At 70.5% G+C, this 12,498-nt stretch carries 8 protein-coding genes; 5 read left to right on the top strand and 3 right to left on the bottom strand.

What is annotated here, in order from left to right; genetic code table 11:
- Positions 1-66: 66 nt before the first annotated feature.
- Positions 67-1,491: a nitrate/nitrite transporter gene (locus ACQUSR_RS21060; RefSeq protein WP_431044139.1), complete on the bottom strand. Its 1,425-nt coding sequence runs from the start codon at positions 1,489-1,491 to the stop codon at positions 67-69.
- A 578-nt stretch (positions 1,492-2,069) separates the two neighbouring features.
- Between ACQUSR_RS21060 and ACQUSR_RS21055 the strand changes: the two genes are divergently transcribed.
- From ACQUSR_RS21055 to ACQUSR_RS21040, 4 genes are read left to right on the top strand one after another with little or no spacing between them, the layout of a single operon-like run.
- Positions 2,070-2,594 (top strand): hypothetical protein, encoded by a 525-nt coding sequence (locus ACQUSR_RS21055; protein ID WP_431044138.1) that lies wholly within the window; start codon positions 2,070-2,072, stop codon positions 2,592-2,594.
- Positions 2,594-7,561: a putative T7SS-secreted protein gene (locus ACQUSR_RS21050; protein WP_431044137.1), complete on the top strand. Its 4,968-nt coding sequence runs from the start codon at positions 2,594-2,596 to the stop codon at positions 7,559-7,561. Before ACQUSR_RS21055 ends, ACQUSR_RS21050 begins: the two co-directional genes overlap by 1 nt.
- The gene (locus ACQUSR_RS21045; protein WP_431044136.1) at positions 7,552-7,812 is read left to right on the top strand and encodes a CopG family transcriptional regulator; all 261 of its coding nucleotides are present in this window, start codon (positions 7,552-7,554) and stop codon (positions 7,810-7,812) included. The genes ACQUSR_RS21050 and ACQUSR_RS21045 overlap by 10 nt, the downstream gene beginning before the upstream one ends.
- Positions 7,809-8,243, top strand: coding sequence for a PIN domain-containing protein (locus tag ACQUSR_RS21040; RefSeq protein ID WP_431044135.1), 435 nt, complete (start codon positions 7,809-7,811; stop codon positions 8,241-8,243). Before ACQUSR_RS21045 ends, ACQUSR_RS21040 begins: the two co-directional genes overlap by 4 nt.
- 29 nt (positions 8,244-8,272) lie before the next feature.
- Here the strand turns inward: ACQUSR_RS21040 and ACQUSR_RS21035 are convergent, their stop codons facing one another.
- Positions 8,273-9,238, bottom strand: a complete 966-nt coding sequence (locus ACQUSR_RS21035) for a LysR family transcriptional regulator (protein ID WP_431044134.1) — start codon at positions 9,236-9,238, stop codon at positions 8,273-8,275.
- Between the two features lie 99 nt (positions 9,239-9,337).
- On the opposite strand from ACQUSR_RS21035, the gene ACQUSR_RS21030 reads away from it, so the two are divergent.
- Positions 9,338-10,627: an MFS transporter gene (locus tag ACQUSR_RS21030; protein ID WP_431044133.1), complete on the top strand. Its 1,290-nt coding sequence runs from the start codon at positions 9,338-9,340 to the stop codon at positions 10,625-10,627.
- Positions 10,628-10,718: 91 nt separating this feature from the next.
- Here ACQUSR_RS21030 and dacB read toward each other — a convergent pair whose 3' ends face one another.
- Positions 10,719-12,332, bottom strand: a complete 1,614-nt coding sequence (gene dacB / locus ACQUSR_RS21025) for a D-alanyl-D-alanine carboxypeptidase/D-alanyl-D-alanine endopeptidase (RefSeq protein ID WP_431044132.1) — start codon at positions 12,330-12,332, stop codon at positions 10,719-10,721.
- Positions 12,333-12,498 lie beyond the last annotated feature (166 nt).

The raw sequence follows: 12,498 nt of genomic DNA, 5'->3' as shown, positions 1-12,498 counted from the left end.
ACGTACGGTCCGGCCGAGCGGCCGGACCGTACATCCCCCTCCTGCTACGCCCGCGTCTCGCGGGACTCAGACGTCCGCGTAGGCGGGCTGGCGCGGCGCCGGGGCGCCCTCGGCGACCTCGGCGGCGGCTTCGGCCGCCCCGGCGGCCGGTGCGACCTGTGCGGCCGGGACCGCGGCCCGCCGCAGGTATACGGCCCAGGTCACCACCGAGCACACGGCGTAGAAGGCGAGGAAGGAGACGAAGGCGGCCGTGCCGGAGTGCACGGTGAGGAAGGACTGGCGGAAGGCGAGGTTGATGCCGAGCCCGCCGAGCGCGCCGACCGCGCCGATCAGCCCCATGGCCGCGCCGGAGAGCCGCCGCCCGTACGCCGCGGCCTCCTCGCCCGCCATGCCGCGTGCGACGGCCTTGGCCTGGAAGATGGCGGGGATCATCTTGTACGTGGATCCGTTGCCGAGGCCGGTCAGGACGAACAGCGCGATGAAGCCGACCAGGAATACGGGCAGGGAACGCTCGGCGGAGGCGTAGACGACCACGAGCGTCGCGGCGGCCATCGCGGCGAAGTTGCCCAGGGTGATCCGGGCGCCTCCGTAGGCGTCGGCCAGCCGCCCGCCGACCGGCCGGATCAGCGAGCCCAGCAGCGGCCCGATGAAGGTGAGCGAGGCGGCCTGCAGCGGGGTGCGGTCGAACTGGTTCTGCAGGACGAGCCCGAAGGCGAAGCTGTAGCCGATGAACGACCCGAACGTACCGATGTAGAGGAGCGACATGATCCAGGTGTGCGGGTCCTTGGCCGCGTCCTTCACCGCCCCCGTGTCGTTCCGCACCGGCGCGAGATTGTCCATGTACAGCGCGGAGAGCACGGTGGCGAGGACGATGAGCGGGATGTAGCAGCCGAGCACGATCCGCGGGTGCGCGGCCCCGGCCGTGCCGATGACCAGCAGCCCCACCAGCTGGATCACCGGCACCCCGATGTTCCCGCCGCCCGCGTTGAGCCCGAGCGCCCAGCCCTTCTTCCGCAGCGGATAGAAGGAGTTGATGTTCGTCATGGACGAGGCGAAGTTGCCCCCGCCGACCCCGGTGAGCGCCGCGACCACCATGAAGGTGGTGTACGAGGTCCCCGGCTCCATCGCGAGCGCGGCGGCGGCGGTGGGCACGAGCAGCAGCGCGGCGCTGACGATCGTCCAGTTCCGGCCGCCGAACCGGGCGACGGCGAAGGTGTACGGCACCCGCAGCACGGCCCCGACCAGGGTGGGCACGGCCACCAGGAAGAACTTCCCGGCGGGGTCGATCCCGTACTCGGGCCCCATGAACAGCACCATCACCGACCACAGGCTCCAGATGGAGAACCCGATGTGCTCGGAGAGGATCGAGAACACCAGATTCCGCCTGGCGACCCGCTCCCCCTTCTCCCGCCAGAACTCCTCGTCCTCCGGATCCCACTGCTCGATCCAGCGTCCCCTCGTACGTACGGCGGTGATACTCGACCCGGTCATCGCGCCTCCAGAGGGCTGTTCGCAGCTCGTTCGTGGGGGGTGTCGACGTCCGACGCTAGGAACGGCGCGTTACCGGGGCTGTGGCGGCAGGTGACGCGGACGAAACCTTGCTCTCACGGGGTGCCGGGAGCCGCGGTGAGCCGTTCCAGGCCGGGCGCGTCGCGACACGCGGAGCCCGCCACCCAGCGTGAACGCGCGATGACGCTTGTCGTATTGTCTGACTGATCTGCGAGCGGTGAGGGCGGGGGCCGACGTGACCTTGTCGGACGAGATAGCGGCGATACGGGCAGGGGAAGGCGACCCGGGAGCGCTGGTCGGGGAGTTCCGGCGTACGGCGGTGCTGGTACCGGTCCTCGACGACGGCGGACTGATGACGGCGATCCGGGACGGGATCCGCTGGATCTACGCGTTCACCGACGAAGCGGCCATGGTGCGTTTCGCGGTGCGCCGTGGCGCCACGGCCGATGACGACGATGGCTTGCCGTACCGGACAGTGCTGGGCGCGCGGCTGCTGGACGAGGTGATCCCGGCGCTGGACGGCCCGGCGGGGGTCGGACCTGGCGCTCGATCCGGCGTCGGTGAAGAAGCTCACCCAAGGAATTCGGGGCGCGATCAACGAGCTCAGAGAGATCGGCTCGGAGACCGACGCGCTCATGGGAGCCGGGTTCGAGGAGCTGTCGCTCACCTCGATGGAGGCCGGACACAACCAGCTCGCCAAGGACTTCGAGAGCTTCGTCGAGCTGTGGGAGTGGGGCGTGCGCGCGCTGATCCAGGACGCCAGCGTGCTGGCGGAGAAAGTGGACCTGGCGGCCGGTCTGAACTGGGAGGAAGACCAGTACCGCGCGACCACCTTCAAGGTGGCGGCCAACGCGGTGGCGGGCAATCCGCACCTCAGCGAGGAAAAGGTGCAGAAGAAGGACCTGGACGAGCTGTTCTCGGCCGACACCTACAGGCCCGACTACAGCGCGGAGTCCTTCAAGCAGGCCGGGTCGGACATCAAGGAGACCTGGCAGACCACCAGTGACGGACTGTCCTCGAAGGCTTCCCTCAAGGGACTGATCGACCCGCAGCAGCAGTCGCCCGCAGCAGGGGGTGCGGGCTGATGGGATGGGACATCACACCCGATTTCGTCGATGACGCCGTCGAGGATGTCGTCGAGGGAACCGGCGAGGTCATCGAGTGGGGCGGCGACAAGGTCGCCGACGGTCTTGAGAAGGTCGGCGCGGACGGCGCTGCCGACTGGGTCCGCGACAAGTCCAAATCGGCCGCGAACTACCTGGGCGCGGACGTCTCCGAGCTGGAGCTGGGGCAGACCGACGACCCCAAGAAGCTGGTCTACGGCAGCGTGTCGAAGATCAGGTCGACGGCACGTCATCTTGAGGACTTCCAAAAGGCCTTCGACAAGGTGGGCAACGGCCTCAAGGCCCTGGACTCGGAGCATTGGAAGGGCAAGGCCGCGGACGCCTTCCGGGAGGAGGTCTCGGTCAAGCCGAAGGCGTGGTTCAAGGCCGCGGACGCCTGCGAGAAGGCCGCCAAGGCGCTGAGGACGTTCGCCAGCACGGTGAAGTGGGCGCAGGACGAGGCCAAGCTCGCGCTTGAGGCGTACAAGAAGGCCGAGGAAGCCTCCAAGGCGGCCAGGAAGGCGTACAACGCCAAAGTTGAGGCGTACAACACGGCCATCGACAACGACGAGGACCCGGGCAAGAAGCCCGGCGAGTTCCACGATCCCGGTCCCGCCAAGGCAGAGCGGGCCCAGGAGAAGCTGGACGAGGCCCGCAAGCAGCGCAACGCCGCGGCCGACGCCGCCCGCAAGAAGATCAAAGAGGCCCACGACGCGGCTCCGCCCAAGCCGTCGTACCGCGAGCAGCTCGACGACGCGAAGCTGGGCCTCAAATTGGACGCGGAGCATTTCGCCGGCGGCATCATCAAGGGCACCGCGGGCATCGTCGGCACCGTACGAGCCCTGAACCCGACGGACCCGTACAACCTCACACACCCGGCCGAGTACGCCACCTCACTCAACAACACCGCGGCCGGACTGGTGACGGCGGCCAGTGACCCGGTCGGCACCGCCAAGAACCTGGCCCACGCGTTCGCCGAGGACCCGAGCGAGGGGTTCGGCCGCGCGATCCCGGAAGTCTTCGGGGCCAAGGGGCTGGGCAGCGCCAAGGTGGGGGTGAATGCGGCCAAGCACTCACGGCTGCCCAAGGGCCCGGGGCGCGAAGCCCTTGACAGAGGTCCCCGCGAACAAACGACCCCCAACAAGGGCCGCTGCAAGAACGGCACGGACCCGGTGAACCTGGCCACCGGGAAGATGTACCTGCCGCAGACGGATGTGGCACTTCCCGGTGCGTTGCCGCTGGTCTTCAAGCGACAAGCCGAATCCGGCTACGCGATCGGCCGCTGGTTCGGCCCGTCGTGGACGAGCACGGCGGACCAGCGGCTGGAGATCGACGCCGAGGGAGTCGTCTTCGTCAGCGAGGACGGCCTGCTGCTGGCGTACCCGCATCCGGCCCCCGGTGTGCCCACGCTCCCCGAGGCAGGCCCGCGCTGGCCGCTGGAACGGGACGCGCACGGCGACTACACCCTCACCGAGCCGGAGACCGGGCGGGTACGGCACTTCGCGGGCCCGGCGGACGCGGAGAACAGCGGCGACGGCGTCGCACGTCTGGAGCAGATATCCGACCGCGGCGGACACTGGATCACCTTCGAGTACGACAACGGGGGTGCGCCGACCGCCATTGCCCACAGCAGCGGATACACGCTGAAGCTCACGACGGCGGACGGTCGGATCACCGCCCTCCACCTGGCGGGCGCCGGCCCCGACGGCACCGACCAGGAGCTGATCCGCTACGCCTACACCGACGGCAGCCTCACCGAGGTCATCAACTCCAGCGGCCTGCCCCTGCGTTTCGCCTACGACGACGAGCACCGCGTCATCTCCTGGACCGACACCAACGACCGCCGTTACGACTACGTCTACGACAACAAGGACCGATGCATCGCCCAGGGCGGCGAGGCGGGCCACGTTTCCGTGCGGATCGCATACGACGGGGCAGCCGAGCAACCCGGCGACCGCATCACCACGGTCACCACGGCAGAGGGCGATGTCAGCCGCTACGTGGTCAACGAGCTCTGCCAGGTCGTGGCGGAAATCGACCCGCTGGGCAACACGGCCCGTACCGAGTACGACCGCTTCGACCGAGTTCTGTCGCGCACGGATGCGCTGGGCCAGACCACGACGTATGAGTACGACGGGTCCGGACACCTCACAGCGATCACCAATCGCGACGGCGGCCGGTCCACGGCCGAGTACAACGACCTCGGCCTCCCGGTATCGCTGACCGGCTTCGACGGCACCACCTGGCACCAGACGTACGACGAAGCGGGTCGCCGCACATCAGCGACCGATCCGGCCGGCCACACCACCCACTACGCGTACGACGAGATGGGCCACCTGACGGCGGTCACCGACGCGCTGGCGGCGACGACGCGGATCCGCTGCGACAAAGCGGGCCTGCCCGTCGAGATCACGGACGCGCTGGGCGGTACCACGACCTACCATCGCGACGGATTCGGCCGCCCCACGACCATCGTGGACCCAACAGGCGCGACGACGCGGCTCACATGGTCAGTGGAGGGCAAGCTGACCACCCGCACGGCGGCGGACGGCTCGCAGGAGCGGTGGACGTACGACGGCGAGGGCAACTGCGTCACGCACCAAGACGCGGTAGGCGGCGTCACGGGCTACGAATACACCCACTTCGACCTGATGAGCGCCCGCACGAGCCCAGACGGCGTGCGGTACGAGTTCACCCACGACGCGTCGCTGCGCCTGACAGAGGTCGCCGGCCCCCAGGGCCTGACATGGCAGTACGAATACGACGCCGCAGGCCGCCTCCTGTCGGAGACGGACTTCGACTCCCGCAGGGTGGCGTACGCGTACGACGCGGCGGGACGCCTCGCCACCCGTACGAACCCGATGGATCAGACGGTGACGTACGAGCGGGACGCAGCGGGACGCACGATCCGCAAGGACACCGAAGGGGCCGTCACCACCTTCACCTACGACGCGGCGGGCCGCCTGATGACGGCGTCGGGACCGGACGCGGAGGTGGTGTACCAGCGCGACCGCTTGGGCCGGGTGAAGGCCGAGATGGTGGCGGGCCGGGTTCTGACGCACACGTATGACGCACTGGGCCGCCGCACACGTCGCGTCACGCCGACAGGCGCGATCAGCACGTACGTCTACGACGAGGCGGGCAACCGCACGACGCTGACGGCGCAGGGCCACACCCTGGCCTCTGACCACGACTCGGCGGGCCGCGAAACGATCCGCCGCATAGGCGACACTCTGACCCTGACGAACACCTGGGACCCGCTGGGCCGCCTCACGGCACAAGAACTGACCGGTGCGTCCGAGGCCAGGGTCCAGCACAAGACGTACACCTACCGCGAGGACGGCCACCTCACAGGGATGGCCGACCACCTGAACGGCCCCCGCACCTTCGACCTGGACACGGCGGGCCGCGTCACAGCGGTCCACGCGGATGGCTGGACGGAGACCTACGCCTACGACGAGACCGGCAACCAGACCCAGGCGGCCTGGCCCACCGACCACCCGTCCCAGGAGGCAACGGGCACCCGCGCCTACACGGGCACCCGCATCACCCGCGCGGGCGCCTACCGCTACGAACACGACGCCGCGGGCCGCCTCATCCTCCGCCAGAAGACCCGCCTGTCGAAGAAGCCGGACACCTGGCGCTACGAATGGGACACCGAGGACCGCCTACGGCAGGTGACCACCCCGGACGGCACGAGGTGGCGCTACCTGTACGACCCGTTCGGCCGCCGCGTGGCCAAGCAGCGCCTGAATGCGGATGACGAGGTCACCGAGGAAGTCACCTTCACCTGGGACGGCCCGACCTTGGTGGAGGAATCCACGACAGCCCCGGGATTGCCGAACCCGGTCACGCTGACCTGGGACCACGCGGGCCTGCGCCCGATCTCCCAAACAGAACGCATCACCGACGCCACAACCCAACGCGAGATCGACGCCCGCTTCTTCGCCATCGTCACGGACTTGGTGGGCGCCCCGACAGAACTGGTCGACGAGACGGGCGACATCGCGTGGCGCACCCGCAGCACGCTGTGGGGCACGACGACGTGGGCGGCGGACAGCACGGCGTACACCCCACTCCGCTTCCCGGGCCAATACTTCGACCCGGAAACGGGCCTGCACTACAACGTCCAGCGCTACTACGACCCGGCAACAGCCCGCTACCTGTCAGCGGACCCGTTGGGTCTGGCCCCCGCCCCGAACCCAGCGACCTACGTCCGCAACCCTCACACTTGGATGGATCCACTCGGGCTCGCGCCTGGCTGCGATGACGAGATCCCAATCTACCGAGGGACTGATCGGTATATGGAGAACGGCATCGCGGAAGAAACTAATTACATAATGAGTGAAGCCGCTCAACACGCCTACGCAGACAGCGGATCCATAGACACCGCCCTTCGCGCGTCTCAGGATGCACACGCCGCCGCATTGCGGGAATGGGGTAGCGAGGATGACCTCGCCAGAGCGCACGGCGAATTTGGCACAGATATGCAGCAATACGGCCCAAGATCCGTCAGTTCTTTCACCACAGACCCGGAGGTTGCCAGGAATTTCGCAAACGGCGGCCCTATATATCAGGCCACGATATGTCAACGCTCCTTGTCAGCGCTGGCCGTACGCCCGGGCCGTTCGGAGCCAGACGCAGCTCGGCGAGCGGTGGGCCTCGCACAGCCGGATGTCGCCGGCATCGAGCGGGGAAGCCGCCGAGGCCCTCACCGTCGCGCTGCGCTGCCTGCCGGACGCCTCCGGCGTCGGCCGACCCCACTCCTGGAACGAGTTGCACACCACTGCCGCCATGCTGCTGCGCCAGGGAGCCAAGGAAGGGCGGGAGCTGGTTGCAGCACTCAAGGAGCACGGCTGAGCCGCGTGGGACCGAGATGGGGCGGCCTACGCCCGGTGATGACAGGCCTGACCATTGCTGGTGGAGGTACCATAACCACATGGCTTTGAAGAAGACGACCGTCATGGTCGACGAGGAGTACCTCCAGATCATCAAGGACGCGGCCGCGCGCGAGGGCCGCCCGGAATCCGAATACTTCCGGGAGGCGTTCCGCATCGCCGCCCTACGCGCTCGCCGCTGGTCCGGCGACTGGGATATCCCTGAACTCGGCCTCGGCGGCCGCGTCACCGACGACGACATCCACGAAGCAGCAGCAGACGCGGCCAGCCGCAAGTACGGCAGGACCGGCAACGCCGCATGATCGTCATTGGTGACACCTCCGGCCTCGTCGCAGCCTTCAACACTGACGACCCCGAGCACGCGGCTGCCCGCGCAGCCTTCCGCGAGGCGTCGGCGACGGTGATCTCGCCCCTCGTCTTCGGCGAGATCGAGCACATCATCACCCGGAACGTCGACCGGAAGGCCGCGCACGCCGTCATCGACTGGCTACTGTCGCAGGAACACACCATGCGCGTACTGGTTCCAGAATTGGCTGCCGCCACACTCCACAGAGCCCGCACCGTCCAGACGCAGTACATGGAACTCCGCCTGGACCTCGCGGACTGTGTGAACGTCGTCCTGGCGGAGCAGTACGAGACGGAGACAGTACTGACGCTCGACAGACGCGACTTCCGCGCCATCCGCCCCCTGACGCAGCACAAAGCATTCCGGCTCCTGCCGGATGACCTGTAAGGCGCCGCCGAAGCCCGAGAGCCCCTGGCTCACCGCCCCGCGGACATGAGCCGCGCATCCGGCTCCGGGAGCCACGTGTCCCCCGGCCGCTCCAGCCAGCCATCCACCGCCGCCAGCGTCCCCACCGTCCCGTGCAGCGCCTCCAGGCCCGGGTGGCGCAGGCCCCGTCGCCAGACCATCGAGATCGGGGACAGCGGGACGGGGTCCACGATCGGGCGGAGCACCATGCCGGGCAGTTCGATGAATTCCACGCTGGCCAAGACCGACCAGCGGCGTTTGCGGACGACCCTGATGAACTCCTCCTCGCCGTCGATCTCCGGGAACGGCTCCGCGACGTGGATGCCGCGGCCCGCGAAGAGGCGTGTCGCGAGGTCGGTCCATTCCGCCGTCTGCGGGTTGCCGGCGGCCGCGTAGAGGGTTTCGCCGGACAGGGCGGAGAGGGGGATCTCCGCGCGGGACGCCAGGCGGTGGTCGTCCGGGAGCAGGACCGTCATCGGTTCGTAGCGGACCGGGCGGTGGTCCAGGCGGGACAGGACCGACGGGGCGAGGCCCGCCACCCGGCCGAAGGAGACGTCCAGGCGGCCCGCGAGGATCTCCGCCGCCGCGCCCGTCAGGCCGCTGTGGAAGCGGGCCACCAGTTCCAGGTCGGGGGCCGTCTCGCGGGTGCGGGTCAGGATCCGGTACGCCGTGCCCACCTTCGCGCCCACGTCCACCAGCAGCGGGCGCTCGTCGCGTACGAAGGCCGCCGTCAGGTCGTCGTGGGCCGCCAGGACCCGCCGGGCGTACGGCAGCAGGCGTTCACCGGCGGGCGTGAGGGTGACCTGGCGGGTCGTGCGGACGAACAGGTCCGTGCCCAGGGCGCTTTCCAGGCGGCGGATGTCGCGGCTCAGGGCCTGCTGGGCGATGAACAGGCGGGCCGCGGCCCGCGTGAAGTGCAGTTCCTCGGCGACGGCGGCGAAGGCACGCAGCAGGCGCGGGTCTATGTCCTGTGGCATCCGGCCATCTTTCCCCCTGGCGCATTCACAACGCCAGTGCGTCAATCGGTGCTGATCAGGTGTTGGACCGAGGGGTCGGACCGCCATGAAGGTTGTTCCATGATCCTCTTCCTCGCCGCCCGGCCCGTTGTCCGCCGTCCCGCCCCCGCCCCCGCCCCGCGCGTACGGCCCCGCCGTGCGCGGGCCCGCCGCGCCTCGCTCCTCCGTCCGTACCGGCGGCTCTTCGCCACGCCCGGCGCGCTCTCCTTCACCCTCGCCGCGCTCGTCGCCCGGCTGCCGGGGTCGATGCTCGGCGTGAGCACCGTGCTGATGGTCGCCCTGAGCCGCGACTCCTACGCGCTCGCCGGAGCGGTCTCCGCGACCGGCGTCGCGGTGACGGCCGTCTGCTCGCCGCTGCTCGGGCGGCTGGTCGACCGGTACGGGCAGGCGAAGGTGGCCGTCCCCGCCACCGGGGTGTTCGTCCTCGGGGCGGCGGCGATGCTGCTGTGCGTGCACTACCGGGCGCCCGACTGGACGCTGTTCCTGTGCGCCGCGGGCTCCTCCGGCGTACCGGGCATCGGGGCCATGACCCGCGCCCGCTGGGCCGTCATCCACAAGGACGACGCCGCCCTGCGGCACACCGCCAACTCCTTCGAGCAGGTCGTCGACGAGGTCTGCTTCATGCTCGGTCCCGCGCTGGCGATGGTGCTGTGCACGGCCGTCTTCCCCGAGGCCGGGCTGCTCACGGGCGCGGCGCTGCTGGCCGTGGGCACGCTCGCGTTCGCCGCCCAGCGCGCCACGGAGCCGCCGCCGCACCCGCGCGACGGCGTCGGCCCCGCGGCCTCCCCGCTGCGCGCCGGCGGGGTACGGGTCGTGCTGGCCACCTTCCTGGCGACCGGCGCGGTCTTCGGCTCGATGGAGGTCGCGACGGTCGCCACCGTGGAGGCGTACGGGAGCGGCTCGGCGAGCAGCGCGGTGCTGGCGCTCCAGGCCGGCGGGTCCTGCGTGGCCGGGCTGGTCTTCGGCGCGCTGCCGGTGCGGGGGTCGGCGATGGGGCGGTTCGTCGCGGGGGTCGCCGCGATGGCGGTGGCGATGCTGCCGCTGCTCGCCGCGGACGGGCTCGGCTCGCTGGCCGCGCTGCTGTTCGTCGCGGGCATGGCCACCGCTCCCACGATGATCACCGGCATGACGCTCGTTCAGCGGCTGGTGCCCGACGGTCGGTTGAACGAGGGCATGACGACCGTGTACACCGGTCTGCTCGTCGGCATATCGGCGGGGGCGGCGACCGGCGGCTGGGCGGTCGAGCGGCTGGGCGCGGGCACCGCGTACGCCGCTCCGGCCGCGGCCGCCGCGCTCGCCCTGGCCATCGCCCTCACGGGGGCGCTGGCGGGGGCGCGGCGGCCCCGCTGAGCGGCGACCCTGCTGAGCGGCAGCCCACTCGGCGGGGCCCCTCGCCCTCGTACCCCCTCAGCCTTCGCGCCGTCTCAGCCCTCGTACCCCCTCAGCAGTGCGCCGGTTTCCGCCACGCGCACTCCAGGTCCCCCGGCGGCTCCCCGGCCCGGTCCACGCCACGCTGGCCACGCGGCCGGGCCGGGTCCGCACCGTCCCCACCCCACGACGCCAGCGTCACCACGATCGCGTCCTCGACGCTCTTGACCGACGCCGCGAGGTGGTTGTTGAGGACGATCGCGTACACCAGCTCGCGCCCGTCCGCGTCGGTCACGTACCCGGAGAGCGCCGAAGCCCCGGTCAGCGAGCCGGTCTTGGCGCGCGCGTTGCGCTCCGCCGCCGTGCCGCACATGCGGCTGCGCAGCGTGCCGCCGGTCAACCGGTCCGGGGCACAGGCCACCGGCAGCGCCGCGTACCAGTCGGCGTACCACGGCTCGTCCCGTACGGACAGCAGCAGTTCGGCGAACGCCCGCGCCGGGACGGTGTTCACCCGCGACAGCCCCGAACCGTCCACCTGGCGCAGCGTGCCGGTGTCGACGCCCGTGCGCTTGAGATAGCCACCGATCGCGGTGAGGCCCGCGCTCCAGGTGCCCTGGCCCGTCGTCTCGTAGCCGATGGCCTTCGTCAGTACCTCGGCGTGGTTGTTGTTGGACAGCTTCATGAACGGAACCAGGAGCTTCTTGAGCGGCATGGAGCGGTGCGCGGCGAGCCGCTCGGCATCGCGCGGGGTGCGCAGCCCGAGCCGCGTCGGGCCGCCGATCCGTACGCCGTGGTCGGCGAGCGCGTCGGCGAAGACGGCGGCGGCGTACCCGGTGGGCTCCCAGACGCTGACCCACTCCTTGGCGGTGGCGCCGCCGACCGGGATGTCGCCGGTGACGGTGATGGTGTTGCGGCCGTGCCGGCGCTCGACGGTCAGGGTGTCGCGGCCGCCCTCGGCCACGGTGGTGGCCCGGTTGTCGACCCGTACGTAGCCGTTGGCGGGGGTGACCGTCACCTTCGGCGCGGCACCCGCGCGGGCGCCCGGAGCCACCTCGACGATCACGGTGCCCGCGTCGTAGTCGGTGTCGGGCGCGACGGTGAGCGGCGAGATCTGCGCCGAGTAGTACACGGACTCGTCGTCGGCCGCCCACGAGCGGCCGAGCCGCCGGGTGTCGAACCGGGTGTCGTCGGCGATCAGCCGTCCGGTGATCCGCTTGACGCCGGACCGCGCGAGGTCGGCGGCCAGCCGGTCGTAGTCCTTGGCGAGCATGGTCGGGTCGCCGGTGCCGCGCAGGTAGAGGTCGCCCGTGAGGACGGAGCCGCTGCGGCGGCCGTCGGTGAGGACGTCGGTGGTGAAGCGGTAGCCGGGGCCGAGCAGTTCCATGGCGGCGGCGGAGGTCGGCAGCTTCATGTTGGACGCGGGCATCAGCCGGTCGGCGGGCCGGTGCTCGTAGAGGGTGTCGCCGGTGGTGGCGTCGGCCACCACCACGCTCGCGGCGCCACCCGCCAGGCGGGGGTCGGCGAGGACGGCGTCGATGGCCTTCCCCAGGTCGTCGCCGGTCCGGCGGGAGGTGTCCGCACCGGCCGGTGAACTCCAGGTGAGGGTGGCGGCGGCCAGTCCGAGTACCAGCGACAGGATCCAGGCGCGGGCCGACCCGCGCCTCACACTACGCACACGTCTCGTCATGCCATGTGAGGATTCCGCAGGAAGGCCTCGCGGAACAGGGGGCGGGCGGCAACGGGCGGCGGCCCATCGGTCGGCTGGCTCGCGACCCGTCGACCAGCCGGCTCCCTGGCTCCGGCCGCCGAAGTCAGGGCGAAGCCCAGGAGCCGGCCGCCGAAATCAAGCCCCG

This window comes from Streptomyces sp. P1-3 (assembly GCF_050613155.1).
Lineage (GTDB): Bacteria > Actinomycetota > Actinomycetes > Streptomycetales > Streptomycetaceae > Streptomyces.
This window is presented reverse-complemented; position numbering and strand designations above follow the sequence as displayed.

What these genes read in the sequence shown, in the direction of transcription:
- ACQUSR_RS21060 (WP_431044139.1), bottom strand. Translation starts at nt 1,491, where the DNA reads ATGACCGGGTCGAGTATCACCGCCGTACGTACGAGGGGACGCTGGATC.
- ACQUSR_RS21050 (WP_431044137.1), top strand. Translation starts at nt 2,594, where the DNA reads ATGGGATGGGACATCACACCCGATTTCGTCGATGACGCCGTCGAGGAT.
- ACQUSR_RS21045 (WP_431044136.1), top strand. Translation starts at nt 7,552, where the DNA reads ATGGCTTTGAAGAAGACGACCGTCATGGTCGACGAGGAGTACCTCCAG.
- ACQUSR_RS21040 (WP_431044135.1), top strand. Translation starts at nt 7,809, where the DNA reads ATGATCGTCATTGGTGACACCTCCGGCCTCGTCGCAGCCTTCAACACT.
- ACQUSR_RS21035 (WP_431044134.1), bottom strand. Translation starts at nt 9,238, where the DNA reads ATGCCACAGGACATAGACCCGCGCCTGCTGCGTGCCTTCGCCGCCGTC.
- ACQUSR_RS21030 (WP_431044133.1), top strand. Translation starts at nt 9,338, where the DNA reads ATGATCCTCTTCCTCGCCGCCCGGCCCGTTGTCCGCCGTCCCGCCCCC.
- dacB (WP_431044132.1), bottom strand. Translation starts at nt 12,332, where the DNA reads ATGACGAGACGTGTGCGTAGTGTGAGGCGCGGGTCGGCCCGCGCCTGG.